Annotated in this window: 26 protein-coding genes, 1 tRNA gene and 1 pseudogene; 13 read left to right on the forward strand and 15 right to left on the reverse strand. The window is 68.6% G+C overall.

Annotated elements, in window-relative coordinates; genetic code table 11:
- Positions 1 to 120 precede the first annotated feature (120 nt).
- Complete coding sequence (locus OG866_RS19920; protein ID WP_329336508.1) at positions 121 to 300, forward strand: hypothetical protein; 180 nt, start codon at positions 121 to 123, stop codon at positions 298 to 300.
- Positions 301 to 353: 53 nt separating this feature from the next.
- On the opposite strand, the gene OG866_RS19925 is transcribed toward OG866_RS19920, so the two are convergent.
- From OG866_RS19925 to nth, 3 genes are all read right to left on the reverse strand, one after another.
- On the reverse strand, positions 354 to 1,553 hold the full coding sequence (locus tag OG866_RS19925; protein WP_329336510.1) for a MarP family serine protease: 1,200 nt from the start codon (positions 1,551 to 1,553) through the stop codon (positions 354 to 356).
- 48 nt (positions 1,554 to 1,601) lie between these two features.
- Positions 1,602 to 2,324 carry an NUDIX hydrolase gene (locus OG866_RS19930; RefSeq protein ID WP_443063542.1) on the reverse strand — a complete coding sequence of 241 codons (723 nt, stop codon included), beginning with the start codon at positions 2,322 to 2,324 and terminating at the stop codon, positions 1,602 to 1,604.
- Positions 2,325 to 2,448: 124 nt separating this feature from the next.
- Complete coding sequence (gene nth, locus OG866_RS19935; RefSeq protein WP_443063543.1) at positions 2,449 to 3,417, reverse strand: endonuclease III; 969 nt, start codon at positions 3,415 to 3,417, stop codon at positions 2,449 to 2,451.
- A gap of 276 nt (positions 3,418 to 3,693) precedes the next feature.
- Here nth and OG866_RS19940 point away from each other — a divergent pair, with 276 nt between their 5' ends.
- Both OG866_RS19940 and OG866_RS19945 read left to right on the forward strand, forming a co-directional pair.
- Complete coding sequence (locus OG866_RS19940; protein ID WP_266824125.1) at positions 3,694 to 4,368, forward strand: Crp/Fnr family transcriptional regulator; 675 nt, start codon at positions 3,694 to 3,696, stop codon at positions 4,366 to 4,368.
- A 35-nt stretch (positions 4,369 to 4,403) separates the two neighbouring features.
- Complete coding sequence (locus OG866_RS19945; protein ID WP_329336515.1) at positions 4,404 to 5,225, forward strand: nucleotidyltransferase domain-containing protein; 822 nt, start codon at positions 4,404 to 4,406, stop codon at positions 5,223 to 5,225.
- 16 nt (positions 5,226 to 5,241) lie between these two features.
- Here OG866_RS19945 and OG866_RS19950 read toward each other — a convergent pair whose 3' ends face one another.
- The 4 genes from OG866_RS19950 to OG866_RS19965 all read right to left on the reverse strand — a co-directional run bounded on the left by OG866_RS19950 (position 5,242) and on the right by OG866_RS19965 (position 7,646).
- Positions 5,242 to 6,072 (reverse strand): MBL fold metallo-hydrolase, encoded by an 831-nt coding sequence (locus OG866_RS19950; protein ID WP_329336516.1) that lies wholly within the window; start codon positions 6,070 to 6,072, stop codon positions 5,242 to 5,244.
- Entirely contained in the window at positions 6,069 to 6,938 is an 870-nt protein-coding gene (locus OG866_RS19955; protein WP_329336518.1) for an NUDIX hydrolase, read from the reverse strand. The genes OG866_RS19950 and OG866_RS19955 overlap by 4 nt, the downstream gene beginning before the upstream one ends.
- An 85-nt stretch (positions 6,939 to 7,023) precedes the next feature.
- A complete protein-coding gene (locus OG866_RS19960; RefSeq protein ID WP_329336520.1) occupies positions 7,024 to 7,491 on the reverse strand; it encodes a RidA family protein in 468 nt (155 codons plus the stop codon).
- Positions 7,488 to 7,646 carry a DUF4177 domain-containing protein gene (locus tag OG866_RS19965; RefSeq protein ID WP_003967454.1) on the reverse strand — a complete coding sequence of 53 codons (159 nt, stop codon included), beginning with the start codon at positions 7,644 to 7,646 and terminating at the stop codon, positions 7,488 to 7,490. Before OG866_RS19965 ends, OG866_RS19960 begins: the two co-directional genes overlap by 4 nt.
- A gap of 120 nt (positions 7,647 to 7,766) precedes the next feature.
- Here OG866_RS19965 and OG866_RS19970 point away from each other — a divergent pair, with 120 nt between their 5' ends.
- Together OG866_RS19970 and OG866_RS19975 are read left to right on the forward strand one after the other, a co-directional pair.
- On the forward strand, positions 7,767 to 8,744 hold the full coding sequence (locus OG866_RS19970; protein WP_329336522.1) for an ArsA family ATPase: 978 nt from the start codon (positions 7,767 to 7,769) through the stop codon (positions 8,742 to 8,744).
- Positions 8,741 to 10,015: an ArsA family ATPase gene (locus OG866_RS19975; RefSeq protein ID WP_329336523.1), complete on the forward strand. Its 1,275-nt coding sequence runs from the start codon at positions 8,741 to 8,743 to the stop codon at positions 10,013 to 10,015. Before OG866_RS19970 ends, OG866_RS19975 begins: the two co-directional genes overlap by 4 nt.
- A 70-nt stretch (positions 10,016 to 10,085) precedes the next feature.
- On the opposite strand, the gene wblA is transcribed toward OG866_RS19975, so the two are convergent.
- Positions 10,086 to 10,424, reverse strand: coding sequence for a transcriptional regulator WblA (wblA, locus tag OG866_RS19980; RefSeq protein WP_329344201.1), 339 nt, complete (start codon positions 10,422 to 10,424; stop codon positions 10,086 to 10,088).
- A gap of 474 nt (positions 10,425 to 10,898) precedes the next feature.
- On the opposite strand from wblA, the gene OG866_RS19985 reads away from it, so the two are divergent.
- From OG866_RS19985 to OG866_RS20005, 5 genes are all read left to right on the forward strand, one after another.
- Positions 10,899 to 13,175, forward strand: coding sequence for a transglycosylase domain-containing protein (locus OG866_RS19985; protein ID WP_329336524.1), 2,277 nt, complete (start codon positions 10,899 to 10,901; stop codon positions 13,173 to 13,175).
- A gap of 284 nt (positions 13,176 to 13,459) precedes the next feature.
- Complete coding sequence (locus OG866_RS19990) at positions 13,460 to 13,909, forward strand: transposase (protein WP_329336527.1); 450 nt, start codon at positions 13,460 to 13,462, stop codon at positions 13,907 to 13,909.
- A gap of 58 nt (positions 13,910 to 13,967) precedes the next feature.
- Complete coding sequence (locus OG866_RS19995; RefSeq protein ID WP_329336529.1) at positions 13,968 to 14,585, forward strand: hypothetical protein; 618 nt, start codon at positions 13,968 to 13,970, stop codon at positions 14,583 to 14,585.
- Positions 14,586 to 14,631: 46 nt separating this feature from the next.
- Positions 14,632 to 15,027 carry a hypothetical protein gene (locus OG866_RS20000; protein WP_329336530.1) on the forward strand — a complete coding sequence of 132 codons (396 nt, stop codon included), beginning with the start codon at positions 14,632 to 14,634 and terminating at the stop codon, positions 15,025 to 15,027.
- A gap of 45 nt (positions 15,028 to 15,072) precedes the next feature.
- On the forward strand, positions 15,073 to 15,510 hold the full coding sequence (locus OG866_RS20005; protein WP_329336532.1) for a hypothetical protein: 438 nt from the start codon (positions 15,073 to 15,075) through the stop codon (positions 15,508 to 15,510).
- Positions 15,511 to 15,581: 71 nt separating this feature from the next.
- Here the strand turns inward: OG866_RS20005 and OG866_RS20010 are convergent, their stop codons facing one another.
- From OG866_RS20010 to OG866_RS20035, 6 genes are all read right to left on the reverse strand, one after another.
- Entirely contained in the window at positions 15,582 to 15,983 is a 402-nt protein-coding gene (locus OG866_RS20010; protein ID WP_329336533.1) for a hypothetical protein, read from the reverse strand.
- Between the two features lie 44 nt (positions 15,984 to 16,027).
- Positions 16,028 to 16,438, reverse strand: coding sequence for a hypothetical protein (locus tag OG866_RS20015; RefSeq protein ID WP_329336535.1), 411 nt, complete (start codon positions 16,436 to 16,438; stop codon positions 16,028 to 16,030).
- Between the two features lie 36 nt (positions 16,439 to 16,474).
- Positions 16,475 to 16,678 (reverse strand): LuxR C-terminal-related transcriptional regulator, encoded by a 204-nt coding sequence (locus tag OG866_RS20020; RefSeq protein ID WP_329336537.1) that lies wholly within the window; start codon positions 16,676 to 16,678, stop codon positions 16,475 to 16,477.
- 509 nt (positions 16,679 to 17,187) lie between these two features.
- A complete protein-coding gene (locus OG866_RS20025) occupies positions 17,188 to 17,352 on the reverse strand; it encodes a hypothetical protein (RefSeq protein ID WP_329336539.1) in 165 nt (54 codons plus the stop codon).
- Positions 17,353 to 17,417: 65 nt separating this feature from the next.
- Positions 17,418 to 21,752, reverse strand: coding sequence for a golvesin C-terminal-like domain-containing protein (locus tag OG866_RS20030; RefSeq protein ID WP_329336541.1), 4,335 nt, complete (start codon positions 21,750 to 21,752; stop codon positions 17,418 to 17,420).
- A gap of 567 nt (positions 21,753 to 22,319) precedes the next feature.
- On the reverse strand, positions 22,320 to 22,787 hold the full coding sequence (locus OG866_RS20035) for a GatB/YqeY domain-containing protein (protein ID WP_329336543.1): 468 nt from the start codon (positions 22,785 to 22,787) through the stop codon (positions 22,320 to 22,322).
- A gap of 100 nt (positions 22,788 to 22,887) precedes the next feature.
- Between OG866_RS20035 and OG866_RS20040 the strand changes: the two genes are divergently transcribed.
- The 3 genes from OG866_RS20040 (at position 22,888) to OG866_RS20050 (ending at position 24,918) form a co-directional block, all read left to right on the forward strand.
- The gene (locus OG866_RS20040; RefSeq protein ID WP_329336544.1) at positions 22,888 to 23,814 is read left to right on the forward strand and encodes a metallophosphoesterase; all 927 of its coding nucleotides are present in this window, start codon (positions 22,888 to 22,890) and stop codon (positions 23,812 to 23,814) included.
- A gap of 193 nt (positions 23,815 to 24,007) precedes the next feature.
- Positions 24,008 to 24,802: a Pr6Pr family membrane protein gene (locus OG866_RS20045; protein WP_329336546.1), complete on the forward strand. Its 795-nt coding sequence runs from the start codon at positions 24,008 to 24,010 to the stop codon at positions 24,800 to 24,802.
- Positions 24,803 to 24,844: 42 nt separating this feature from the next.
- Positions 24,845 to 24,918, forward strand: a tRNA-Pro gene (locus OG866_RS20050).
- A gap of 119 nt (positions 24,919 to 25,037) precedes the next feature.
- On the opposite strand, the pseudogene OG866_RS20055 reads toward OG866_RS20050, so the two are convergent.
- Positions 25,038 to 26,545 (reverse strand): annotated as a pseudogene (locus tag OG866_RS20055) (LacI family DNA-binding transcriptional regulator).
- Between the last annotated feature and the right edge of the window lie 106 nt (positions 26,546 to 26,651).

Here is a 26,651-nt window from a genome sequence, read left to right on the forward strand (position 1 = left end):
AACGCGCCCGGTATCCGGACCTGAACACCTGTCCTACGAACAGCCAAATGCCCGGCGCATAGGCCAATTGGGGGCCCAGGGGGCGGTTATCGACCTTGGGGCAGGGGCACACGTCGGGGTATGGGCTGGACGCACGACTACAGTGACGCAGCACGCAACCGCCGCTCGGGCCATGGTCTGAGCCCCCACCAGCGAGGAGGCCCGCAGGAGCAGGGCACAGACCTCCGGGTGGGCATCCCGCGCATCCTGCGCCGCCGGGCCCGCTGGGTCTCGGTCCGTCTGCGTCACACCCGAGGCTGAAGCGCCCCGGGCTGACGGGCTCCGGCTGACGCCCCCTCATACGCTCGCGCGGTCTACAGCGCGCAGCTGTCGCTGTCCACCTGCTCGTTCGCGGTGCGCCCCTTGGTGATGTCCTCCCGGATCTCGTCCGCGGTGAGCGCGTAGCCGGTGTCGGCGTTGTCGAGGGACTTCGCGAAGACCACGCCGTACACCGCCCCTTCGGGGGTGAGCAGCGGGCCGCCGGAGTTGCCCTGACGGACGGTCGCGTAGAGGGAGTACACATCGCGGTGCACGGTGCCGCGGTGGTAGATGTCCGGACCGTTGGCCGGGATCCGGCCGCGCACGCGCGCGGCACGGACGTCGTACGAGCCGTTCTCCGGGAACCCGGCGATGATCGCGTCGTCACCGCTCTCGGCGTCCGTCGCCGTGAACTTCAGTGCGGGTGCCTTCAGTTCGGGTACGTCGAGTACGGCGATGTCGCGCTCCCAGTCGTACAGGACGACCGTGGCGTCGTACTTCTGGCCCTCGCCGCCGATCTGGACGGTGGGTTCGTCGACGCCGCCCACGACATGCGCGTTGGTCATGACACGGCGCTCGCCGAAGACGAAGCCGGTGCCCTCGAGGACCTTGCCGCAACTCTGGGCGGTGCCCATGACCTTGACGATGGACTGCTTGGCCTTGGCGGCGACCGGGCTGTTCACCAGCTTGGGGTCCGGCGGCTGGACCTCCTTGATCGGCTCATCGGAGAACGGGCTGAAGACCTGCGGGAAGCCGTTCTGCGCGAGGACCGAGGTGAAGTCCTTGAACCAGGTGTCGGCCGCGTCGGGCAGCGTCTCCGAGACACCGAGGAGCACCTTGGAGCCACGAACCTCCTTGCCCAGGGTCGGCAGGGTGGTCTGGGCGAGGGCGGAGCCGATCAGCCAGGCCACGAGGAGCATCGCGACCACGTTGACGAGGGCGCCGCCGGTGGCGTCCAGGGCGCGGGCCGGGGACCAGGTGATGTAACGGCGCAGCTTGTTGCCGAGGTGGGTGGTCAGGGCCTGGCCGACGGAGGCGCAGACGATGACGACGACCACCGCGACAACGGCCGCGGTCGTGCTGACCTCCGCCTTGTCGGTCAGGGCGTCCCAGATGACGGGGAGCAGGTATACGGCGACGAGACCGCCGCCCATGAAGCCGATCACCGACAGGATGCCGACGACGAAGCCCTGGCGATAGCCGACGATCGCGAACCACACGGCGGCGACCAGCAACAGGATGTCCAGCACATTCACCGGTTCAGGCCTCGCCTCATCACATGACACAGCACGGCAGACACCCTGTCATGACCGCCAGTCGAGCGGGACCTGCTTGTCCCGGTCCCAGGGGCGCTCCCAGCCGGAGTAGTGCAGCAGCCGGTCGATGATTCCGGCCGTGAAGCCCCACACCAGGGCCGATTCGACCAGGAATGCCGGACCTCGGTGGCCGCTGGGGTGGACGGTGGTGGCCCGGTTGTCCGGGTCCGTGAGATCCGCCACGGGGACGGTGAAGACGCGGGCCGTCTCGTTGGGGTCCACCACCCCCACCGGGGTGGGCTCGCGCCACCAGCCCAGGACGGAGGTGACGACGAAGCCGCTGACCGGGATGTACAGCTTGGGCAGCACACCGAAGAGCTGGACGCCGGACGGGTCGAGCCCGGTCTCCTCCTCGGCCTCGCGGAGAGCGGCCCGCAGCGGTCCCTCGGCCAGCGGGTCGCCGTCCTCGGGATCGAGGGCGCCACCGGGGAAGGACGGCTGTCCGGCATGGGAACGGAGCGAGCTGGCCCGCTCCATGAGCAGCAGCTCGGGCCCGCGCTCACCCTCCCCGAAGAGGATGAGTACGGCGGACTGCCGCCCCGCGCCGTCGGCCGGCGGCAGGAAGCGGCTCAACTGCAACGGCTCGACCGTCTCGACGGCGTGCACGACCGGGTCCAGCCAGCCGGGCAGGCCGTCCTTGCTCAGCATCACGCCCGGCGCCTCGCCCGGGCCGTTCACATGCCTGCCTTGCGTATTGCTCGTATGCCTCATCGCCACCCCCGTCGTCCTGCCCCGTCCAACGCCCGGCAAGCCGTTGATCGTTCCAGCCGGGTGCCCTGGTATCGACCCCGAGATCGCCCCTGGGCCCGCGGCCGGGTTCCCGGTCGGTGGCCCGTCATCCGGCCCCCAGCGGCGGTGCCGCCTTGCCGCCCGCGTCCAGGTAGGACTGGGGCGGGTTGAGGCGCTGGCCCGGGAAGCCGCCCTTCTCGTACTTGAGGAGCTTCTTCGCCTTCTCCGGGTCGGTCTCGCCCTCGCCGAACGCCGGGCAGAGCGGGGCGATGGGGCAGGCGCCGCAGGCGGGCTTGCGGGCGTGGCAGATGCGACGGCCGTGCCAGATCACATGGTGGGACAGGTCCGTCCAGTCGCTCTTCGGGAACAGCGCGCCGATCGCGGCCTCGATCTTGTCGGGGTCGGTCTCGTCCGTCCACTGCCAGCGCCGCACCAGCCGCTGGAAGTGCGTGTCCACGGTGATGCCGGGCCGTCCGTAGGCGTTGCCGAGCACCACGAACGCGGTCTTGCGGCCCACACCGGGCAGCTTGACCAGGTCCTCCAGTTTGCCGGGCACCTCGCCGCCGAACTGCTCCACCAGGGCCTTCGACAGCCCTATGACGGACTTGGTCTTGGCCCGGAAGAAGCCGGTCGGCCGGAGGATCTCCTCGACCTCCTCGGGGTTGGCGGCGGCCAGGTCCTCGGGGGTCGGGTACTTGGCGAAGAGCGCGGGGGTCGTCTGATTGACCCTCAGGTCGGTGGTCTGGGCGGACAGGACCGTGGCGACGACGAGCTGGAAGGGGTTGGCGAAGTCCAGTTCGGGGTGGGCGTACGGATAGACCTCGGCGAGTTCGCGGTTGATACGGCGGGCCCGGCGGACGAGAGCGGTGACGGACTCGGCCGTCGGCGACTTCGCGGCGACCTTCTTGACGGCCGCCTTCTTGACGGCCGCCTTCTTGGCCGGGGCCTTCTTCACGGCCTTCGTCGCGGCCTTCTTCGTGGCCGCCTTCCCGACGACCTCGGGTGTCTTCTTCACCGCAACCTTCTTTGTCGCTTTTGCCGCTTTCTTTCCGCCACCGGAGTTCTGTTCGCCCACAGCGGAATCCCGACGTGCAACCACCCGTCCAGCCCCCTTGGCCTGTGCTCTCACCGGCGTTTTGGACACCCGGCCAGCCTAAAGCCCGGCACCGACAATCGCCCCGGACCCAGGAGATCGGCCCCCGATTGGACCCCTGCCGCTTACCTCAGGACATGTGTGCGGCATCCTTGTGACAGATCACACTGTTTGGACCGTCCGGCAAAATGGGGAGCACGGTCCCCTGGTACCAAGGGGGAGAAAGATCCCCTGAGCAGGTCGACAAGGAGAGAACTCGTGGACGACGTTCTGCGGCGCAACCCGCTCTTCGCGGCACTCGACGACGAGCAGTCCGCGGAACTGCGCGCCTCCATGAGTGAGGTGACCCTCGCCCGCGGCGACTCCCTCTTCCACGAGGGCGACCCCGGAGACCGGCTCTATGTCGTCACCGAGGGCAAGGTCAAGCTCCACCGCACCTCCCCCGACGGCCGCGAGAACATGCTCGCCGTGGTGGGCCCCGGTGAGCTGATCGGCGAACTGTCGTTGTTCGACCCGGGCCCGCGTACGGCGACCGCCACCGCGCTGACCGAGGTCAAGCTGCTCGGTCTCGGCCACGGCGACCTCCAGCCCTGGCTGAACGTCCGCCCCGAGGTGGCCACCGCGCTGCTGCGCGCCGTCGCCCGCCGGCTGCGCAAGACCAACGACCAGATGTCCGACCTGGTCTTCTCGGACGTCCCCGGTCGTGTCGCCCGCGCGCTCCTGGACCTCTCCCGCCGCTTCGGCGTGCAGTCCGAGGAAGGCATCCACGTCGTCCACGACCTCACGCAGGAGGAGCTGGCCCAGCTGGTCGGCGCGTCCCGCGAGACGGTCAACAAGGCCCTCGCCGACTTCGCCCAGCGCGGGTGGCTGCGCCTGGAGGCGCGTGCGGTGATCCTGCTGGACGTGGAGCGGCTGGCGAAGCGGTCGCGGTGACCGTTCCGGGGGCTCCGTCCTGATGTAGTTGGCCCATGTCTGAAAATGTGCCCTCCAGAGGTCTCGACCCACAGGGCTACATCGCGCGCGAAGGCTCCCTCGCGCGCGTGCCGCACGCCTTCCGGCCCGTGGTCGCCGCCGCGCGTGACCGGGTCCTCGACCTCTTCGGGGACCGGCTGCACAGCGCCTACCTCTACGGCTCGATCCCGCGCGGCACCGCGCGCGTGGGGCGCAGCGACCTCGATCTGCTGATCGCCCTGCGCGAGGAGCCCACGGAGGCCGACCGGGACGCCGTACGGGCGCTGGGCGAGGCCCTCGACAAGGAGCACCCGGCGATCGACGGCGTCGGGACGCTGCTGTACAGCCGGGCGCGGCTGCTGAGCGAGCTGGAGACCTACGACCTGGGCTGGTTCGTGGCCTGTCTGTGCACCCCGCTGCTCGGTGACGACCTCGCCGAGTTCCTGCCGCGCTACCGGCCCGACGCCCTGCTCGCCCGCGAGACCAACGGGGACCTCGCCCTGCTGCTGCCCCGCTGGCGCGCCCGCATCGAGGCCGCCGACGACAGCGAAACGTCCCTGCGGCCTCTCGTGCGCTTCATGTCCCGCCATCTCGTCCGCACCGGCTTCACCCTCGTCATGCCCCGCTGGAACGGCTGGACCAGCGATCTGCGGGAGATGGCGGAGGCGTTCGGCACGTACTACCCGGAGCGGGCCGAGCAGCTGCGGGCGGCGGCGGTGCGCGGCCACGAGCCCACGGGTGACCGCGCCGTGCTCATGTCGTACGTCGACGATCTGGGGCCCTGGCTGGCGGAGGAATACGCGCGCGTGCACGGCGTGAAGGCGCCCCGCCCCGACTGAACGAGCCCGAGCGCGTCTAGATGAGTCCGTGCTCGTCCAGGTAGTCCATCTGCGCCCGCACCGACAGCTCGGCCGCCGGCCACAGGGAGCGGTCCACGTCGGCGTACACGTGGGCGACGACCTGGGACGGCGTCAAGTAGCCGTCCTCGACCGCCGTCTCCACCTGGGCGAGCCGGTGGGCGCGGTGGGCGAGGTAGAACTCCACCGCCCCCTGTGCGTCCTCCAGGACGGGCCCGTGGCCCGGGAGGACCGTGTGGACGCCGTCGTCGACCGTGAGGGACCTCAGACGGCGCAGGGAGTCCAGATAGTCGCCCAGGCGGCCGTCGGGGTGCGCCACCACCGTCGTACCGCGGCCCAGGATGGTGTCGCCCGTCAGGACGGCCTGATCGGCCGGGAGATGGAAGCACAGCGAGTCGGAGGTGTGGCCGGGGGTCGGTACGACCCTCAGCTCCAGGCCGCCGACGGTGACGACGTCCCCGGCCGCCAGTCCCTCGTCGCCCAGCCGCAGCGCCGGGTCCAGCGCACGCACGCGCGTGCCGGTCAGCTCGGCGAAGCGGGCAGCGCCCTCGGCGTGGTCCGGGTGACCGTGCGTCAGCAGGGTGAGCGCGACACGCCGGCCGGCCTTCTCGGCGACGTCGACGACATTGCGCAGATGACCCTCGTCCAGTGGTCCGGGGTCGATCACCACGGCCAGTTCGGAGTCGGGCTCGGCGAGGATCCAGGTGTTCGTGCCGTCCAGCGTCATCGCGGACGCGTTGGGCGCCAGGACGTTCACGGCACGCGGGGTGGCGGGACCGGAGAGGGCCCCGCCGCGTGGCTGGCCGGGAAGGGCTGCTGCGTCCGTCATGCCGAGGCTCCACCGGTCGGAATGTGTTTCGTGAACTCCTCGTGCCCCGGCCAGGACAGCACAATCTCCTCGCCGTCCAGCCTGGCCCGCGCCAGGACCGGCGTCAGGTCGCGGTCGGGCGACGCCGCGAGCGCCTCGGCGGCGGCGGGGTACGCGATCAGCTGGCGCAGGGTCGCGATCGTGGGCGGCATCATCAGCAGCTCGCCCTTGTCGTACGAGGCCGCCGCGTCCGCCGGACGGATCCACACCGTGCGGTCCGCCTCCGTGGAGGCGTTGCGGGTGCGCTGGCCGGCCGGGAGGGCGGCGACGAAGAACCAGGTGTCGAAGCGGCGGGACTCGAACTCCGGGGTGATCCAGCGCGTCCACGCCCCGAGCAGGTCCGAGCGCAGGACCAGGCCGCGGCGCTCCAGGAACTCGGCGAAGGACAGGTCCCGCGCGACCAGGGCCTCACGGTCGCTCTCCCAGTCCGCGCCGGTCGTGTCCCCGACCACCGAGTCGGGAGTGGGGCCGGCGAGCAGGACGCCCGCCTCCTCGTACGTCTCGCGGACGGCCGCGCAGACGATCGCCTGGGCCTCCGTCTCGGTCACCGCGAGCCTGCGCGCCCACCACGCGCGCGGGGGGCCCGCCCAGCGGATGCCGTGGTCGTCGTCGCGCGGGTCGACGCCGCCGCCCGGATACGCGTACGCGCCTCCGGCGAAGGCCATGGAGGCGCGTCTGCGCAGCATGTGCACGGCGGGGCCGGTGTCGGTGTCCTTCAGGAGCATGACCGTGGCCGCGCGCTTGGGGACGACCGGGGTGAGGGTGCCTTCCGCGAGCGCGCGGATGCGTTCCGGCCAGTCCTGCGGAAACCACTGCCCATTCGCCATGGGCGGAGGCTATCCCGTGGTGCGCGAATGTTCGAGAGGGGCCCGGAGGTGCGGCGATGCCGCTCCAGGGGCCCCAGGAGCCGCTCTACGCCTCCGTGAGCTCCACCTGGACCTCGACCTCCACCGGGGCGTCCAGCGGCAGCACCGCCACGCCCACGGCGCTTCGCGCGTGCACGCCCTTGTCGCCGAGGACCTCGCCGAGCAGTTCGCTCGCGCCGTTGATCACGCCGGGCTGGCCGGTGAAGTCCGCGGCCGAGGCCACGAACCCGACGACCTTCACCACGCGCGCGACGCGGTCGAGGTCACCGGCGACCGACTTGACGGCCGCCAGCGCGTTGAGCGCGCAGATGCGGGCCAGCTCCTTGGCCTCCTCGGCGGTGACCTCCGCGCCCACCTTGCCGGTGACGGGCAGCTTGCCCTCCACCATGGGGAGCTGGCCGGAGGTGTACACGTACACGCCCGACCGCACGGCCGGCTGGTACGCGGCCAGCGGCGGTACGACCTCGGGCAGCGTCAGGCCGAGGTCGGCGAGCTTCGCCTCGACCGCGCTCACGCCTTCTCCCGCTTGAGGTAGGCCACCAGCTGCTCGGGGTTGTTCGGCCCGGGCACGACCTGGACGAGCTCCCAGCCGTCCTCGCCCCAGGTGTCCAGAATCTGCTTCGTGGCGTGTACGAGCAGCGGCACAGTCGCGTATTCCCACTTGGTCATGTGGCCGACTTTAGCCGCTGCCCGCACCCGCCCCTGCGGCCGTGGGCCGCCCACAGGCTTCGGCCGTCTTATCCACAGCCTGCTGCTTGCCGCGCACGCCGAGTGGTTACGCTCGAAGACGTGAGCAGGCTCCAGGTCGTCAGCGGCAAGGGCGGAACCGGTAAGACCACGGTGGCCGCAGCCCTCGCGCTGGCTCTGGCCACCGAGGGGAAGCGCGCGCTTCTCGTGGAGGTCGAGGGCCGGCAGGGCATCGCACAACTCTTCGAGACGGAGGCGTTGCCCTACGAGGAGAGAAAGATCGCGGTCGCACCGGGCGGCGGGGAGGTGTACGCCCTCGCCATCGATCCCGAACTGGCCCTTCTGGACTACCTCCAGATGTTCTACAAGCTCGGCGGCGCCGGCCGCGCCCTGAAGAAGCTCGGCGCCATCGACTTCGCCACCACCGTCGCCCCCGGCCTCAGGGACGTACTCCTGACCGGCAAGGCGTGCGAGGCGGTGCGGCGCAAGGAGAAGTCCGGGCGGTTCGCCTACGACTACGTCGTGATGGACGCGCCGCCCACCGGGCGCATCACGCGCTTCCTGAACGTGAACGACGAGGTCGCGGGCCTCGCCAAGATAGGGCCGATACACAATCAGGCGCAGGCCGTGATGCGGGTGCTGAAGTCGCCGGAGACGGCCGTGCACCTGGTGACGCTGCTTGAGGAGATGCCCGTCCAGGAGACCGCGGACGGCATCGCCGAGCTGCGGGCGGCGAACCTGCCGGTGGGCCGGGTCATCGTGAACATGGTGCGCCCGGAGGTGTTGGACGCGGCCGAGCTGGAACTCGTACGCGGCACGGCTCGTTCCTCCTTCGCGCAGTCGCTGTCCGCCGCGGGGCTGGGCGGGGCGCGGCGCGGCGGGCATGCCGAGCGGCTGGTGGACCCGCTCCTGGCCCAGGCCGAGGAGTACGCCGAGCGGTACACGCTGGAGCACGAACAGCGCGCGGTCCTCGGCGAACTGGACCTGCCACTGCACGAACTGCCGCTGCACGCCGAGGGCATGGACCTGGCGGGGTTGTACGCACTGGCCACGGAACTGCGGAAGCAGGGGATGTCATGAGCCCGGACGCCGAGCGGCAGCACCGCCTCTCCCCCGCGCGCGTGCTCGATCTCGACCCCCTCCTTGACGACCCGGCGACCCGCATCGTGGTGTGCTGCGGCTCGGGCGGGGTCGGCAAGACCACGACCGCGGCGGCGCTGGGGCTGCGGGCCGCCGAGCGGGGCCGGAAGGTGGTCGTGCTGACCATCGACCCGGCCCGCCGGCTCGCCCAGTCCATGGGCATCGACTCGCTGGACAACACCCCGCGACGCGTGAAGGGCGTCGAGGGCGACGGCGAGCTGCACGCGATGATGCTGGACATGAAGCGCACCTTCGACGAGATCGTCGAGGCGCACGCGGATCCCGAGCGGGCCTCCGCGATTCTCGGCAACCCCTTCTACCAGTCGCTCTCGGCGGGCTTCGCGGGCACGCAGGAGTACATGGCGATGGAGAAGCTGGGACAGCTGCGGGCGAAGGACGAGTGGGACCTGATCATCGTCGACACCCCGCCGTCCCGGTCCGCGCTGGACTTCCTGGACGCGCCCAAGCGGCTCGGCTCCTTCCTCGACGGCAAGCTGATCCGGCTGCTCACCGCCCCGGCCAAGCTCGGCGGGCGCGCGGGGATGAAGTTCCTCAACGTGGGGATGTCGATGATGACGGGCACCCTCGGCAAGCTGCTCGGTGGTCAACTCCTCAAGGACGTCCAGACGTTCGTGTCCGCCATGGACTCCATGTTCGGCGGGTTCCGCACACGCGCGGACGCGACGTACAAACTGCTCCAGGCGCCCGGCACGGCGTTCCTGGTGGTGGCCGCCCCGGAGCGGGACGCGCTGCGGGAGGCCGCCTACTTCGTGGAGCGCCTCGCGGCCGAGGACATGCCCCTCGCGGGGCTGGTGCTCAACCGGGTCCACGGCAGCGGAGCCGCCCGGCTGTCGGCCGAGCGGGCACTCGCCGCCGCGGAAAATCTTGAAGAGACCCGCATTGTGGATCAGGAGGCCGGGAAAGCTGGAGTTCGTAACTCTCCCGACACAGACGGCAGTTCAGGTTCCCCCACCTCGGATCAGACCGTCGGACAACTCACCGCAGGCCTGCTCAGGCTGCATGCCGAGCGTATGCGGCTGCTCTCCCGCGAGCAGCGCACGCGCGACCGCTTCACCGCGCTCCACCCCGAGGTGGCGGTGACAGAGGTGGCCGCGCTGCCCGGCGACGTCCATGACCTCGCGGGGCTGCGGGACATCGGGGCACGGCTCGCGGCCGGTCGGCCGGAGCTGCCCGAGAGCGCGGAGGAATGACCCGAGGGCGCCCCTGCGGGGCCAGGCCCCGGTGGGTTGCCCGAAGGGCCCGATGGATGACCCGGAGGGCTCAGCCCACCGCCGCGTAGTTCTCGTACACCTCGTCGTCGTCGAGGGGCAGGATGCCGGCCCCTCGTTCGTACTCCGTGCGCGCGGTCTCGAGGAGCCGGCGCCAGGAAGTGACCAATGGACGCCTGCGCAGCAGTGCGCGGCGCTCCCGCTCCGTCATGCCTCCCCACACGCCGAACTCGACGCGGTTGTCGAGCGCATCGGCCAGGCACTCGGTCCGCACCGGACATCCGGTGCACACCGCCTTGGCCCTGTTCTGCGCTGCTCCTTGAACGAACAGTTCATCCGGATCGGTAGTGCGGCAGGCCGCCTGCGCACTCCAGTCGGTTACCCAGCCCATACCGGCGCCGTCCTCTCCCGAATCGAGGCTCCCCCACGGCGGCAGCGGCATATTCACCGCCGCCAGTTGAGGACGTTACGGAAGGTGGGCACAGCGCAACACCCCCTTCGGGCCCAATCTTGAATGGCCCGAACGGACTATGCGTAAGCGGCAGATCACCCGGGGGAGTGAGCCCGCGACATGCGTGATCATCCCGGCAAAGCGGGACAGTTCTGTTGAGTCACAACGGGCACCAGGTGACACACAAGGCGGATTCGGACACGTCCCCACCAGAAAGTCGGGGAACCTCCGGAACGATTCGGGGTCGCCGGACGTATTGATACGTGGCCGCGCTGCTGTGACAGTTGAGAGCAGCTTAGGCCAAGGCCTGCGCGCGTGTCCGGCGAATGAGAAGGTAGGCCCCCTCTTTGCCATGCGCTCGAAACGGCCTGCCGTCTTCGTCGAACGCTCATGAGTACGGATTAGGCTGCCCCCATGTCGAAGAAGCGCTCCGGTGGCGGTCTGTCCCCCACCCAGCAGGCCGCGAAGTTCCTCGGTGTCAGCGTGCTCGCGGGTGCGGTGCTGGCCGGCATCGCCCTGCCCGCCTTCGGCGCGCTCGGACTCGCGGCCAAGGGATCGGTGGAGAGCTTCGACGAGCTCCCGGCCAATCTGAAGACCCCGCCGCTGAGCCAGCGCACCACGATCCTCGACGCCAAGGGCGCCACCATCGCCACGGTCTACTCGCGTGACCGCACGGTGGTCGAGCTCAAGGACATCTCGCCGTACATGCAGAACGCCATCGTGGCGATCGAGGACTCGCGCTTCTACAAGCACGGCGCGGTGGACCTGAAGGGCGTGCTGCGCGCCCTCAACAAGAACGTGCAGAGCAGCGGGGTCGCCGAGGGCGCCTCGACGCTCACCCAGCAGTACGTGAAGAACGTCTTCGTGGAAGAGGCGGGCGACGACCCGACGAAGGTCGCCCAGGCCACCCAGCAGACCATCGGCCGCAAGATCAAGGAGCTGAAGTACGCGATCCAGGTCGAGGAGGAGCTCGGCAAGAAGAAGATCCTCGAGAACTACCTGAACATCACGTTCTTCGGCCAGCAGGCGTACGGCGTCGAGGCCGCCGCCCAGCGCTACTTCTCCACGTCCGCCAAGGACCTCACCCTCGCCCAGTCGGCGCTGCTCGCCGGCATCGTCCAGTCGCCGAGCCGGTACGACCCGATCAACGACGAGGCGGAGGCGACCAAGCGGCGCAATGTCGTGCTGCAACGCATGGCCGAGGTCGGTGACATCTCGGCGGCCCAGTCCAGGAAGGCGCAGAGCGAGAAGCTGGGCCTGAAGGTCAGCAAGCCGAGGAACGGCTGCATCACCGCGGTCGACGACGCCGGGTTCTTCTGTGACTACGTGCGCAACGTCTTCCTCACCGACCCGGTCTTCGGCAAGACCAAGGAGGCCCGGGCCAAGACCTGGAACCAGGGCGGCCTGACCATCCGTACGACGCTCGACCCGCAGGCGCAGGACTCCGTCAAGAAGTCGCTGAAGGACCACGTCTACGAGAGCGACAAGGTCGCCGCCGCGGCCACCCTCGTCGAGCCCGGCACCGGCAAGATCGTGGCGATGGGGCAGTCGAAGCCGTACGGCACCAACGCCAAGCAGCACCAGACGGTGATCAACTACTCGGTCGGCTACGGCATGGGCGGCTCCAACTTCGGCTTCCCGACCGGTTCGACGTTCAAGCCGTTCGTCGCGGCGGCCGCGTTGGAGGAGGGCCGGCCGGCCGACCAGGAGTACTCGTCGCCGTACCAGATGGAGTACCCGAGCCCCGTCCAGACCTGCGACAGCAAGCCGTGGGTCAACACGAGGGGCGAGAAGCTGGAGAACGAGTCGGAGTCGGAGAAGGGCCCCTACCGCCTGCGCAAGGCGATGGAGCTGTCGGTCAACACCTACTTCGTGCAGATGATCTCCGACATCGGCCTGTGCCCCGTGGTCAACATGACCAACAAGCTCCAGGTCGTCCAGGGCAACGGCGACAAGCTGCCCGAGGTGCCCGCGATCGCGCTGGGTTCCAAGGGCATCTCCCCGCTGACGATGGCGACCGCGTACGCCGCCTTCGCCGCCCGCGGCATGTACTGCACGCCGGTCGCCATCGAGTCGATCACCCAGAAGGTCGGCCAGGCGAAGAAGTCGCTCGAGGTTCCCAAGTCGACCTGCTCACGCGCGATGTCCGAGAAGACCGCGGACACCGTCAACCAGCTCCTCAAGGGCGTGGTCGACTCCGGTACCGGCAAGACGGCGGGCCTCTCCGACCGCGACAACGCCGGTAAGACGGGTACGACGGACTCCCGCAAGAACGCCTGGTTCGTCGGCTACACGCCGAACCTCTCGGGCGCCGTCTGGGTGGGCAGCGCCTCCCAGAAGGTCGAGATGAAGAAGATCTACATCGGCGGCGAGTACAACGAGCTCGTCTACGGCGGCCAGGTCCCGGGCCCGATCTGGAAGGACGCCATGACCGGCGCCCTCGCCGGGAAGGACGCCCCGAACTTCAACTTCGTCGACATCCCGGAGGACAACCCGGGTCGCGGTGACGGCGACGGGAACGGCAATGGCAACGGGGACGGCAACGGCGACGGGGACAACGGCGACGACAACGGCAACACCGGCGGCCAGGGCGACGGCGGTACCGACGGCGGTTCGTTCCCGACGCCCACCTTCTCCATCCCGGAGAACCTGTTCCAGGGCAACAACGGGAACGGCGGCGGGCGCGGGTAAGGCGTACGCCTGAGCGAACGGGCCAGGACACCGGAGGCTGCGACTTCTGGCGTCCTGGCCCTCTGGCGTCCTGGCCCTCTGGCGTCCTGGCCCTCTGGCGTCCTGGCCCTCTGGCGTCCTGGCCCTTCTGGCGGCCTGGCCTTCTGGCGTCCTGTGCCTACTGGCGTTTTGGCCTTCCGGCGTCCCGGCCGTCCGCTGTCCAGCCCTGCTGCCATGTTGGCGTGATTGCGACAACTTGGCTCGACCCGCCTCCGTCTCATGTGGCACCGACGACGATGGTGCGCATGGCTGGTGATCTCTCCCGACGACTGGTCTCCGACGAGTTGTGGGCCCTGGCAGAGCCGTTGCTCCCCGCGTTCACGCCGCGCAGACAGGGCGGAGGCACGGCTCCCGTGGACGAGCGCGCGGTGCTCACCGCGGTGGTGTACGTGCTGACCAGCGGCTGCGCCTGGCGGCTGCTGCCGCCCTGGCTCGGGGTCTCGCCGGCGACCGCGCATCGCCGCTTCACCGCCTGGACGGAGGCCGGAGTGTGGCGACGGCTGCGCCGGACCGCGGTGCGTGGCGGGCCCGCGCGTCCGGGCGAGTCCGACTGGGCCGCCGTGATCGTGGACGCCGCGGCGGTGCGGGCCGCAAAGGTGCCCTTTCACGCCCTCGGAAAAGCACCACATGAGACGGACACGAAGTCACAGAATTACTCAGCAACCCCCCAACTCGGGCACCATCAAAGCCCTTGACTCCTCAATTGCGCTGATGATCCTCTGACCCTCACGCGCAGGAGGGGAGGAGTGATTCATGGGATTGCTGAACATCTCCGAGAGGCGAATACGGGGCTTCTTGGCGGGCACAGCGGCCACTCTGGCGATTTTTGCCGGTGTCAGCGCATGCGGCTCGGCCACGGCCGGTGAGGAACACGGGAAGCCGGCCGCAGCGAATGATGAAAGCGAATCCCCCATCCTCCCGGCCAAGGGCCCGCTCGACAGCGCCATGAGGGAAACGGCAGACCAGCGCAAAGGGTTCTCGCTCCGCGATGCGACGGGCCTGAACCGATATGTGAGTCCGGCCCACGCGAAGAAATTCAAGGTCTGCTTCGAGAAGGAGAAACCGAACCTCAGCGCGGTGATCTTCTTCGCGGTCCGGAATTCCGAGACATGCCCCTCGAAGGTCGGCGCCGAGGTGAAAGCCGGCGCCACGCCGAACGTCGTGGGCACCCAGCTCCGCAAGGCCACCGACCAGCTCGTGCTGGCGGGCTACGCACCGCCGCACATACGCGTGGACGTGAGCGGCAAAGCCGTCTCCAAAGAGCGGAGTTGGTCCTACGAGGTCTGCGGGCAGACGCCCGCGGCCGGCACCCCCTTCTCGGCGGACCTGAGGCCACGGCTCGTGATCTCGGCCTCCTGCCACAGGGACTGAACCAGAAACCGACGGATCCAGCACGAGAACAAGAAGGGGTCATCCCATGCGCAAGCTCGCACGCGCCGTGGCCGTACTTCCGATCATGGCGGCACTCAGCATCGGCATGACGGCGACCGCCGAGGCCGAGACGAACTGCACCGACTATTCCGACAACGGCGGCGCCAAGGCCACGTTCCAGGCGTACGGCGAACATCTCCTGATCGACGACATCTTCGCCGACGGGCATTCCGCGATCGGCGGCATCGAGATCTACGGCGACGGCCACTACTTCTACTGGAACAGAATGAGCGCGGACGGCGGCGTCCGCGATGTCGACCTCGACATAGCCGAGGGGACTTCGGTCGTCATCAACGCCTGGCTCGGTGACTGGGACGGCACGGTTACGGGCGGGATCGACTTCGGCTCCAACGTCGTAGCGAACTGCCACGGCGTGGCCTGATCCATCATTCGCGTACCCATACAAGAAACGGAAGTGTGATTGACCATGCGCAGAATTCTCGCGACCTCGGCCGCCCTCGCCCTGTCGCTCACCGGCCTCAGCATGGCGACCGCCCCCGGCGCCTTCGCCGCCACGGACGCGGCCGCCGAGTACGGCTGTCCGGGGAGTCTCATCGACACGTACAACACACCCGCGACCGGTGAAGTGTGGGGGCAGCTGCGTCTGTACTACTCCTCGGCGAACGGCGGGACCAACTGTGCCGTGCTGCTGGCGAAGAAGTACTACGGCACGACCCACTACATGGAAGTGGGCATCAACATATCCGGCCGCAGCGGCAACGCCCCCGACTCGGGCGCGTACAAGTACTACGCGGGACCGGTGTCGGTGACCTCGACCAACGGGCACTGCATCGATCTCGGCGGGGGCGAGGACAACGGTGGCGCGTGGGCCGGCCGGAGCCTCAAGAGCGTCCACTGCGGCTGACCGTTCGTCGCTGACACGGAGAAGGGGCCCGGCACATGCCGGGCCCCTTCTTCCTGTCCTCGGTACGGCCGTCAGGCGACACCGGTGACCGAGGTGCCGCAGGAGCTCCAGATGACCGACTTGGTGCCGTACTCGCCCACACACCCCGTGAGGACGACGGGAGTTCCCTCGACGATGTCGAGGTCGTAGAGCTTCCCCGTGTTCTTGCCGTCGGGGTTCCAGAGTATGTAGCTCTGGAACGTGCCGCCGTGGACGTCGTTGTGGACGTCGAGAATCGCGACGGCGGAATGCCCGTCGGCTTCCTGGTCGATGACGTTCACCTTTTCGCCGTACGCGGTGAACGACACCATCGAGGCGTAGTAGTTCTTCGCGTTGGTGTAGCAGTCCGTCTCGGCCCAGGCGGTGTGGCCGGCCAGGACCGTGAGACCGACCGCGGCACCCGCGATTCCCAGAATTCGCTGATAAGCACGCATGGCTCTCCTCCGGAGGATCGGATCAGGCTTTTGCTGGATTCCTGTCAGGCGGTCGCGTAGACGGTCACGCAGTTGAGCCAGCTCCCGTTGTCGGTCTGGCACACCTTGATGGCGATCGTCTGGCCCTCGGTGATGTCGGGCAGCGGAGCCTCGTACGTGGTGCCGGCGCCCCCGGTGTTGGCCCACCACTTCGACAGGGCGCCGATCTCGGCCACGATGCCTCTGCCGTCCGCGTAGTGGTCGCGCAGGAACATGCGCTCCCCGTTGGCGTAGAAGTCCATTTCACTGACATGGACGTTCTGCCCGTTGAAGAAGCTGACCGTACAGTCCTCGCCTCCGGCGTCGTCGCTCGCGGCGTTGCAGTGTCCGTAGCCGTCGTCGGCGTGGGCGGCTCCGGGGCTGCCCAGGATCAGCAGGAGGGCGGCCGGTACTCCGACCAGGGCCTTCTTGGTCATGCGCAACACGGAATTCCTTTCGTCAGAAGGGGCGGACTACAGCAGACCCAGTTCCTGGGCGCGGGCGCCCAGCGCGACCCGCCCCTTGACCTGCCAACGGGTCATCAGATTTCGCATACGGCGCTGAACCGTGCGATGCCCGAGGCCCACTCTCCGCCCGATGGCGGCCTCGCCCAGCCCCTCGCACAACAACCGCAGAATGCGCAGTTCGACTTCGTCCACGCCTGGTGAGTGATCCATACGAGGCCCCCCCATGAGCACACAGCGACCTGTTCACCTGTGAACGACCCTAGATCAGCCTGTGGACGAGTAATAGGCGCACAAAGTTGATCAGCTGCGCCAATCCGGCATACGGGACGGCGTAATTGCGCCACACATAGCGTGACCCTGCGTGTTTACCGTGCCTTTACGTCCGCTTGGCCAGATTTATTCGAATGTCTGTTGTCGGTGGCGCTTCCTAGACTGGCCATGCAGTCGACACGGGGCCGACTCGGGGGAGGGCGAAATTGACGATTACGCCGGAATCTGAAGCGAGTGCGAAAACGCCGTACATCGACATCGATGACCGAAGAATTCTGAATCTGCTGTATCTGGGGCTCAACGACGCCTCCATCGGGCGGCGCCTGGGAATGGGCCATCGCACGGTGCAGCGCAAGATACAGCGCCTGATGGACCGTCTGGGGGTTGTCGGACGGGTGGCCCTGGGCGCCCGCGCCATGGCGCTCGGCCTGTTGCCCCCCACCGGGTTCTCAAGGAATCAGGAAGGCCACGAAGACGCCCAGCGGGGCCAGCACCAGGGCGGCCGCCATGAGCCAACCCACCTTCCATGAGCTGCTGTCACCGACCTTGACGCAGAACAGCGACATCAAGATCAGGTAGACGGTCATCGGCACGAGCAGGATGCCGGCACCCACGGTCCGCTCCTTTCCACGAGCGCGCCCGGGACCACCGCGAGGGCGGTCCCGGGCGGTTCTACGCCCTACGGCGTGTAGTTGTCGAGGAACCCGGTGGTCGCGGCGTCGCAGTGCACGACACCGGCCGGACGGGCGCCGGGTCCGTCACCGATGATCGGCACGGGAGCGTCCACGGCCCACGGGTTGCCGCCGCTGCCGCGGTCGGTCGCGTCGCACTTCCCGTAGGCGTTCCCGCCGATGCTGTTGACGCCGGGAACGTTGGAGAAGTTCCCCCAGTCTCCCAGCTTGATCCGCTGGCTGGACGGCCGGCCGAGGTTGTCGGTCATCCGGTCGTCTACATAGAGGTACAGGTCGGGCATGTAGCTCTGCCAGACGATGCCGTTGTTCGGCACCGCGTCCCGGTTAGGCACCAGATGCGTCGGCTTGACGCTGCCGTCCGCGCAGAACGCGGCCGCGACGTCCTGCCAGATCGGCGGGGCGTTGCCGATCTGACTGCCGAAGATGTTGTTGTCCCCGCTGTTCTTGAAGAACATCGAGTAGATGTCACCGGCGAAGTTCCGGATCATGATGTTGGTCTCGGGGTGGGCCTTCACCTTGTCCACCCACGCCTTGACGTTGTCGTTGATGTACTTGTGCGCGATCATCGGCCGGTATCCGTGCACACCGCCGCCGACCGCCCGGAAGTCCACGCACGTGCTGTCCGAGTTCAGCCGCGCTCCCCGGAAGTGCGGGAAGAACACCTGCCCCGGGGTGTCGCCGTCGGTGTACGGATGGGCCTCCACGTCCTTGCCGTACTCGAGGGCGTCGTACGTGGTGTAGTCGATGTCGGGCTTGGTGATGCCGTAGTCCGACTCGATGGCCTGGATGATGTCGGTCACGAAGTGCGGCAGATGGGCGTTGCCGATCCGGACCTGGTAGTCGCCCGACTCGCTCCCGGAGACGATCTTCCCGGTGGAGTCGTCGACGATGAAGCTGATCTCGACATCACTCTTGATCTTGTAGCTGTCGTCGGTCTTGAGGGCCACGCTCGCCGGCTGCGACGCGTCCGGGCGCTTGTTGGACATGGCCATCCACACCGGGATGGACATACCGGGCGCCGTTCCGTCGGAGTTCGGCGTCCAGCCGCCCGCCTTGATGTCCTTGTACCACTTCTCGGCGGCGTCGTAGGTCCGCTGTCCGCTGCACTCGCCCACCGGCACGACCGTGGGGCAGCGCGCGGCGCCGGTGATGCCGACCGTGTCCGCCCCGGGGTTGTCCCAGCGCGGCCCCTGGTAGGCCAGGCCCATGCCCCAGTCGTACAGGGTCTTCATGCTGCGCAGCGGCGTGTAGAACTCCTCCGGCAGGTTGCCGTTGAGGTTCTGGTTGGAGTCGAAGATGGCCGCCGCGGTCATGGTCCGCTCCACGAACCGCCCGCTGATCGGCTGCACCGCCACGGCGTCGTACGCGATGTCCTTGTCCCCGGTGCCGTCCTGCGTGATGGTCGACAGCGTGACCTTCGGCTTGTCGTCGAACATGAACGCGCCGAGGGACACCCAGCGGTTGGAGCTGCCGTTCTGGTTGATGACCCGGGTCTTGACGCCCTTGGCGGTGGAGATCTTGTACGTGGCGTACTTGACCTGCGCCCCGTGGTCGGGCAGGTGGACCCAGATCTTCGCGGGCCCGCTGACCGCCTTGTTCAGCGTCCAGGTGCCGGTCATCTTCAGCCGTTCGCCCTTGGCACCCTGCGAGCGGTCGTGGCCGAAGTAGAAGTGACCGCCGAAGCCGGCCCCGAGCTGGTGCAGATCGACCTTGGCCGGCCAGACGGCGGAGATGGTCTGCCCGTCATGGGCGAGCCCCGCCTCTCCGTCACCGAAGTCGAGGGAGAAGCTGCCCTCGTTGGACCAGTCGGCGTTGGCGCAGCCGGGCCGGACCGACGGGGTGCCGCCGGGCAGGTCGTCGATGATCATCGAGCCCGAAGGCAGCCCGGACCGGGAGCAGTTGGGCGGGTAGGCGGTGCCGTCCGCCTGTTCGGCGTCGTAGTCGGGCGAGGTGAAGCGGAAGAACTCGTTGCCGCACGAGTACGAGCAGTCCGTCTTCCAGCTCACCGACTGGTTGTACCAGCACTTGAAGTCGTCGCGGGTGCACGGCCCCGCGCCGGGCTCATTGGCCGCGCCGTCACCGATCTTCGACGGCTCGCACCAGTTGTACGGGCCGCAGAACAGGTCCTCCGGCGGCTTGACCTTGGCTCGGTTGTACTTGGCCGAGCCCTGGACGGTGGCGTCCTCGGAGGTGCCGTTCCACCAGGCCGCGCGGAACGCCGCGACCATCGTGCCCGGGGACTCGATGAAGGACGGGGGGTGGGCGGCGAAGCCCAGCACCTTCTCCGGGTAGGGCCAGTTCTGCGGACGCGCGGCGGCCGAGGCGTCCTCGTTGCCGAGCCGGTCCTCCATGAACGGCATACGGCCGGCGTCCCATTCGGGGTTGGCGGGGTTGTTGGCCCAGCCCACGCCCCAGGCGTCGTTGCCGTTGACGTTCTCGTAGAAGCCCGAGTTGTACGCCCACAGCGCGAAGAACCAGTTCTCCAGCCGGTTGGCGTTGCCGTCGTGGACGACGAGGCCGGCCTTGCGGGTCTGGTTCCACTTGTCGACCAGGATCTGAAGACCGGCGGCTATGTTCGCGGCGTAGTCGAGGCCCACGGCGCGCTGCTTGTCGTAGCCCCAGGCGGTGCCGCCCTTGCCGTGCTCCCGGCCGCCGAGACGCATGTGGTCGGTGACCTGGGTGACGCCGTAGCCGCAGTCGGCCTCGGACCAGTCGATGTCCCAGTCGTTGTCGGTGTTGCCGTCGTAGTAGTCGATGCCGTAGAAGTTCCCGATCAGCGGACTGCCCGTGACGCCGGGCACCGCCGAACGGGCGGCCTGCCACATGTTCGACTCCTGCGTGGTGATGCCGAGCAGCACCTGCGCCGGCACCCGGCCGCCGCCCTCCAGGGTCGGGTTCGGGAACAGGGTCTGCGGCGCGTACGCCGGCATCCCGAGGTTCTTCCAGTTCGCCGACCGCGAGGCGCCGAGGTTCAACTTCCCGGTCACGGCCTTGTCGACGGCCCACTCCACCTGACGCGGCTTGGGCTGCATCGCCTGGTTGCGCGGGTCGTTGCGGGGCACGGAACAGGTCCGTTCCGACTCGACGATCTCGGTGCGGGTGCCGGTGACGTCGGCCGGGTCGTCGGCCGAAAGGGGCTGGGTGGTGAGGGAGTTGGTGCGCATGCCCGACGTCTCGTCGGACGCCTTCTGCGTGCCTTCGGGCGCTTTACCCGTGCCTTTGGGCGCCTTGCCCAGCAGCGGTGACGGCGTGCGCGAGGTCTCCCACTGCGCCGACTTCGACTTCAGCGGCGTCACCACGAACTCGGCCTGCTCACCGCTGTCCCGGACCGTCGCCGTGACGTTCACGGGCCGGGCGTCGAGCGCCGAGTCGGGCTGGAGGTACTTCGGCGAACTCCTGCCGTCCGCCCACTCGGTGTGCTGGACGATCGCGGCACCCTTGGTGGAGAGGGTCGCGTCCTTGTCCGCCCCGGCCAGCCGGGTGACGGTCTTCGGCAGACCCTTCTCGGCCTTCACCCCACCGGTGAGATAGACCTGGCCGCCGCGCCTGGTCAGCCCGGTGTCGCCGAGCGGTCCGGAGCCGAGCCGCGTGACCTTCTTGTCGGCCCAACGCCGCACGAGGGCCGTCTCGTTCTCCTTGAGGCTGTCGCGCTGCACCCGCTCCAGGAACACATAACCGCCGTCGCCGTCGCGGCTGATGCGGTACGGCACGGTACCCGTGGTGGCGAGCTTCTTCTTACGCCCCTCGCCGTCGATCTCGACGAGCGTGCGGCCGACCGCCGCGGCGACCTTCCCGTCACCGGCCGGCACGGAGGAGGTGACCTGCCCGTCCACCACAACGGGCGTGGCGGTCCTGCCGGTTGCCGCGTCGACCCGGATCAACCGGGTCTTCTTCCGGTCCTCCCCCGGCGACTGCGTCAGCACCGCGGTCTCACCGGTGCCGCAACCCGGGTTGTAGTACGACAGCGAGGCGTTGACCTTCAGTTTCGTCACGGCGCCGGTGACCAGGTCGACCACGGCCGTGAAACCACCGCGTGCCATCAGCTTCGGGTCGTTGGTGAACGTGCGCGGCGCGTACACGACCACCGCGCGCTTCCCCGACCCGGTGACACACACGTTGCCGATCCACTGGTCCGCGTCGAACCCCGGCTCGGCCAGCGACGCCAGCGTCTTCCACGCGTAACCGCTCTTCTCCGTCGCGGTCAGCAGATGGAAGCCCTGCGCGTCACCGGTACTGGTCCAGGCGATGTCCGCCGATGACTTGTAGTCCTCGCCGAGTACGTCGACACGGTCGCCGGTGGGCACGGAGTCCGGCCCGGCCACTGCTGCCTTGGTGCCGGTGCTTGTGCCCGTGCCGGGTGGCGCGGCCTCCTCCGCCCAGGCCGTGGCTTGCAGCAGACCCGCGAGAATTCCGCCGGCCGCGATGAGGGCCAGTGGGGCTCGCGCACGTTGCCTTGCTCCTTGGCTTTTTCCTTGTCTGGGACTCAACCACTCGTCCTTTCCTGATACGCGTGCCTGGACGGCACGAATCGTCCGGCCCGCGGATGGACAGGGCGGGGCCGGAAGTTGGGGGGGTGCGTATGCGGCGAAGGGGCGAGGACGGCGTCGTACGACGTCGTATGACTTCGAATGACTTCGAATGACGCGTTCGTCAGTCGCGAAAGGTGAAAGCCCGCTGGTACAAGCCTTGTTGATGCACTATTCGATCAGAGGTGACCTGAACGCCTCAACGGATGCGGGGGAATTGACGTCATTACGCCAGAGCGGCCGGAGGCACAGCGGCACAGCGATACGGCGATACGGCGATACGGCGATACGGCCCGGAAACGCAAAAAGCCCCGCTGTCCCCTCCCGGAAGGGGAGGAACAGCGGGGCTTTTGGGCCCTGTTCTCAGCCGGCGAGCAGCTTCTTCACCGCGGCGGCGACGCGGCCACCCTCGGCGAGACCGGCGACCTTCGGGTTCACGATCTTCATGACGGCGCCCATGGCCCGCGGCCCCTCGGCGCCCGCCGCCTTCGCCTCCTCGACGGCCTGGGCGACGATGTCGTTCAGCTCGTCGTCGGACAGCTGCTTGGGCAGGTACTCGGCGAGCACCTCGCCCTCCGCCTTCTCCCGCTCGGCGCTCTCGGCCCGACCACCCTGGGCGAAGGCGTCCGCAGCCTCGCGGCGCTTCTTCGCCTCCTTGGTGATCACCTTGAGGACCTCGTCGTCGGAGAGCTCACGCTTCTCCTTGCCCGCGACCTCCTCCTTGGTGATCGCGGTGAGGGTCAGCCGGAGCGTCGAGGAGCGGAGCTCATCGCGCTCCTTGATCGCGGCGTTGAGGTCTGCCTGAAGCTTCGACTTGAGCGTGGTGGTCATGGGTTTGATTGTCGCAGGTGTACGACGAGAGACGCCCGTGCATTTACGGGATCCCGGGCGACTGGTCAAGTGCGCGCCCGCGATCTGACACGATGGAGGCATGCGCGCGCGATACGGAGTTCCTTTGGGAATGGCGGCGATTGGCGCCGCCGGACTGCTGTACTCGGCGGGCTTCGAAGCCCGCTCCTTCCGTCTGCGACGGGTGACGGTCCCTGTGCTGCCCGCCGGCATGCGGCCCCTGCGCGTGCTCCAGGTCTCCGACATCCACATGGTCGGCGGCCAGCGCAAGAAGCAGCGCTGGCTGCGCTCGCTGGCGGGACTGCGCCCGGACTTCGTGATCAACACCGGCGACAACCTGTCGGACCCGGAGGGCGTGCCCGAGGTCCTGGACGCGCTGGGCCCGCTGATGGAGTTCCCGGGGGCGTACGTCTTCGGCTCCAACGACTACTACGGCCCGAAGCCCCGTAACCCCGCTCGCTACCTCCTGGAGAAGACGAGCGGCCGGCACGGTCTGAACGGGAACCCGCCCGCGGTCGGCGTGGTTCACAACCCGTGGGAGGACCTGCGGGACGGTTTCGACGCGGCGGGCTGGCTGAACCTGACGAACACGCGCGGCACGCTGAAGGTCGAGGGCGTGTCGGTGGAACTGACGGGACTGGACGACCCGCACATCAAGCGGGACCGGTACGCGGAGGTGGCGGGCGGCCCGTCGTCCTCGGTGGACTTCTCGATGGGCGTGGTGCACGCGCCGTATCTGCGCGTCCTTGACGCGTACGCGTCCGACGCCTACCCCTTGATCCTGGCCGGCCACACGCACGGCGGCCAGCTGTGCATCCCCTTCTACGGCGCCCTGGTCACCAACTGCGACCTCGACACGGACCGGGTGAAGGGCCTGTCGACGCACACGGCGGAGGGCAGGACGTCCTACCTGCACGTCTCGGCAGGCTGCGGCACGAACCGCTACACGCCGGTACGGTTCGCGTGCCCGCCGGAGGCGACGCTGCTGACGTTGGTGGGGCGGGAGTAGGGGACGTTGGTGGGGCAGGAGTAAGGGACGTTGGCGGGGCAGGAGTAGGAGACGTTGACGGGGCAGGAGTAAGGGACGTTGGCGGGGCGGGGCGGGAGGTAGGACAGGGCTGTCACGGGCCGGGTGCCTGAGCGGTTAACCCGCACGGCCCGCCCGTATCGCCCCTTTCGTCCCCCCTGCTTAGCGTGAGGGCATGACCGCCCCGATACCCAGGGACATCCCGGATCTTCCCGCGATCCCGGGCATGCCCGCGCTGCTGCCCTCCCCCGTCCCCGCCACGGCGGTGGTGGCCCCTGTACGCCGCCCGCTGACCGCCGCGTACCGCCTTCTGGTCGCTCTGACGGCCGCCGCGGCGGTGACGATCGACCTGCTCCTGGGCAGCCCGCCACGAGTCCTCAGCTACTTCACGATCCAGAGCGCCGTCCTGCTGGCCTTGGTCTCCACGGCATCGGCCCGCAGGGCCTGGACCGCACGCCGCCCGCTGCCGGCCGCGCTGACCGGCGCGACACTGTTGTATGTCCTGCTCGCGGGCCTGGTGTATCACCTGCTCCTGGCGGAGACGACTACGCCGTTCTCCATGACGGACACGGCGGCGCCGACGGGCTGGGCAAGGATCACGAACGTGGTCCTGCACACGGCCCTGCCGATCGCGGCGACCCTGGACTGGCTGCTCCTGACGGCCCCCGGCCGCCTGCGCCTACGCAACGCGGCGACCTGGCTCGCGTACCCCCTCGCCTACCTGGCCTTCTCCTTCACCCGAGGCGAGCTGCTCCTGCCCGGCACGCCGGCCCGCTACCTCTACCCGTTCCTGGACGTCGACCTCCACGGCTACAAGACCGTCCTCGGCAACGCCCTCCTCCTCGGCCTCTCCTTCTACGCCCTCGCCGTCCTCCTCGTGGCCCTCGACCACATCCGCCCGAACCCCCTCCGCCACCGCACCCACCACCGCGCCAAAACCGGATTTCGTCTCCAGCCACCAGTGGGCTAAAGTAAACGACGTCGCCGCGACAAGCAGGATGTGCAGCGACATCGGGGTGTAGCGCAGCTTGGCAGCGCGCTTCGTTCGGGACGAAGAGGTCGTGGGTTCAAATCCCGCCACCCCGACAGAAAAACACCAGTTCAGGGCCGGTGCTGAGAGATCAGCACCGGCCCTGAACTGTTCTCCAGAGGCTCTCTGGAGAAATCCTGGAGAAGATCTTGGAAATCGTCTCCAGACCAGTGCCCTACCCGCGAGCCCTCAGCAGCGCATCCAGAGCAGCAACGGGCGAGCCGGGGCTCATCGCCCGGCGCGCGTCCAACGCCTCCTCCCACATTCCGGTGAGCGCGGACATCAGCGCCTGCCGCATGCCAGCCGTGATGTGGTCTAGCGGGACTGCACGGAGCCGTCCTCATGACCCATGCGTTCGTCCATCAGCTTCGGCGGGGTCCCCACCTCTCTCATCAGGGTCTTGTGCGTATGGCGCAGTCCGTGCGGCGTCAGCCCAGGAGCGATCGGCACCCAGCACGCCTCAGCCCGCTTGGAGGCCCCTCGCCCACGTGCGGGAATCCCGGGCCACGGCTCAGCGACGACCGGCACAGGGTGCTCTTCCTGATTGCCGCGTCCGGGGTACCGTCCCGTGGCGGCAGGTCGAAAGAGCCAGGTGGCGAAGCCCGAGCGTCGCCAGTGTGCGGCCAGCTCCCCCGCTCCCGCGTTACGGACATACCCGAGATCGGTGATGGCCTCCAGCACCTTCAGGCGAGTCGGCTCCGCCACAGCGCCAGGGCGGTTGAGGACGTTGGACACCGTGCCCGTCGAGACGCCGGCGCGGCGAGCGACGTCGACCAGCTTTGCTCCTGGACGGCTCACAGAGCCATTGGCAGCGCCGTGACCACGGAAGACGTAGGCCAGTCCGTGGCACTCACAAGGCTTCGGTTTCGTCCGGGCGATGTGGCTCGCAAGCAGTGCAGCGAGGAAATCCGGAGCATCAATGTCCCGATAGGAGTCGTCCTTGGGCGGGCAACGGTGCAGTTCGCCGGTATCCAGCTCGTAGAGCTGCCACTCAACGCGAATGCTCTTCGGCCGGACGAACTCGGCCTGAAGGCCAATGATCTCGCCCCAGCGCATGCCTGTGTAGCCCTTGAGGACTCCGCCAACGAACTCATCGTCTCGGCCAGACAGCAGCGCCATCCGCTCGGCGAGCAGCAGAATGCCGAGCGCCGTGGTGACCGCCTTCTCCGGGCCACGGTTGCGGGAACGGCCGGCGCGCTTCCCTCGTCCGCGTCGCTTGGTCGCTGGATTGGAATCACGCAGACCCTCGTCAACAGCGTCGGCAAGGATCAGGTGCAGTGTCGCCCGCCATGTCTTGACGCTGGTAGCCGCGTAAGGAACGGCACGTTCGCGCTTCTCCCAAGCGGCGATGTCGGTGCTCAGGATGTCGGCGATGGCGAAATCCTCGAACGCGGGGAGCAAGTGTTCTTCGATGTGCCGCCGGTAGGTCTGCATGGTGGATGCCGCCAAGTCCTGTGCGGCGTACCAGCGGTTCACGTAGGCACCGAAAGTGATCCGCTCAGGAGGCGCCTTCTTCGTTCCGGCCAACAGCTTCGCTTCTTCGGCGTCCGCCGCCTTCTTTGCCGCTGCCTTGGTCCGGAAGCGGATGGCGTCATCATCGGCATCGCGCACGGTGGCGTACTTGCCGGGCGCGAGCTTGTACCGGCCCCGCCAGTAGCTGCCGAGGTTCTCGGCGTAACCCAACTTGCTCTCCCTAGCGGTGGCCGACGATGTGCGTGCGGCTTCGCTGGTTACCGCGGTGCGAAGGTCGCTGGCGTAGCGCATCGAGATTGGCGCTGGACGGCCTGCG

The sequence above is a fragment of the Streptomyces sp. NBC_00663 genome, assembly GCF_036226885.1.
Taxonomy (GTDB): Bacteria; Actinomycetota; Actinomycetes; order Streptomycetales; family Streptomycetaceae; genus Streptomyces.

Bases quoted from the DNA above. Each gene is read 5' to 3' on its own strand.
- OG866_RS20005 (WP_329336532.1), top strand. From the start codon at position 15,073: ATGCGCAGAATTCTCGCGACCTCGGCCGCCCTCGCCCTGTCGCTCACC.
- OG866_RS19920 (WP_329336508.1), top strand. From the start codon at position 121: ATGGGCTGGACGCACGACTACAGTGACGCAGCACGCAACCGCCGCTCG.
- OG866_RS19945 (WP_329336515.1), top strand. From the start codon at position 4,404: ATGTCTGAAAATGTGCCCTCCAGAGGTCTCGACCCACAGGGCTACATC.
- OG866_RS20040 (WP_329336544.1), top strand. From the start codon at position 22,888: ATGCGCGCGCGATACGGAGTTCCTTTGGGAATGGCGGCGATTGGCGCC.
- OG866_RS19955 (WP_329336518.1), bottom strand. From the start codon at position 6,938: ATGGCGAATGGGCAGTGGTTTCCGCAGGACTGGCCGGAACGCATCCGC.
- OG866_RS19975 (WP_329336523.1), top strand. From the start codon at position 8,741: ATGAGCCCGGACGCCGAGCGGCAGCACCGCCTCTCCCCCGCGCGCGTG.
- OG866_RS19930 (WP_443063542.1), bottom strand. From the start codon at position 2,324: ATGAGGCATACGAGCAATACGCAAGGCAGGCATGTGAACGGCCCGGGC.
- OG866_RS19995 (WP_329336529.1), top strand. From the start codon at position 13,968: ATGGGATTGCTGAACATCTCCGAGAGGCGAATACGGGGCTTCTTGGCG.
- OG866_RS19950 (WP_329336516.1), bottom strand. From the start codon at position 6,072: ATGACGGACGCAGCAGCCCTTCCCGGCCAGCCACGCGGCGGGGCCCTC.
- OG866_RS20010 (WP_329336533.1), bottom strand. From the start codon at position 15,983: ATGCGTGCTTATCAGCGAATTCTGGGAATCGCGGGTGCCGCGGTCGGT.
- OG866_RS19990 (WP_329336527.1), top strand. From the start codon at position 13,460: ATGGCTGGTGATCTCTCCCGACGACTGGTCTCCGACGAGTTGTGGGCC.
- OG866_RS20015 (WP_329336535.1), bottom strand. From the start codon at position 16,438: ATGACCAAGAAGGCCCTGGTCGGAGTACCGGCCGCCCTCCTGCTGATC.
- OG866_RS20000 (WP_329336530.1), top strand. From the start codon at position 14,632: ATGCGCAAGCTCGCACGCGCCGTGGCCGTACTTCCGATCATGGCGGCA.
- OG866_RS20035 (WP_329336543.1), bottom strand. From the start codon at position 22,787: ATGACCACCACGCTCAAGTCGAAGCTTCAGGCAGACCTCAACGCCGCG.
- wblA (WP_329344201.1), bottom strand. From the start codon at position 10,424: ATGGGCTGGGTAACCGACTGGAGTGCGCAGGCGGCCTGCCGCACTACC.
- OG866_RS20020 (WP_329336537.1), bottom strand. From the start codon at position 16,678: ATGGATCACTCACCAGGCGTGGACGAAGTCGAACTGCGCATTCTGCGG.
- OG866_RS19965 (WP_003967454.1), bottom strand. From the start codon at position 7,646: ATGACCAAGTGGGAATACGCGACTGTGCCGCTGCTCGTACACGCCACG.
- OG866_RS19985 (WP_329336524.1), top strand. From the start codon at position 10,899: ATGTCGAAGAAGCGCTCCGGTGGCGGTCTGTCCCCCACCCAGCAGGCC.
- OG866_RS20045 (WP_329336546.1), top strand. From the start codon at position 24,008: ATGACCGCCCCGATACCCAGGGACATCCCGGATCTTCCCGCGATCCCG.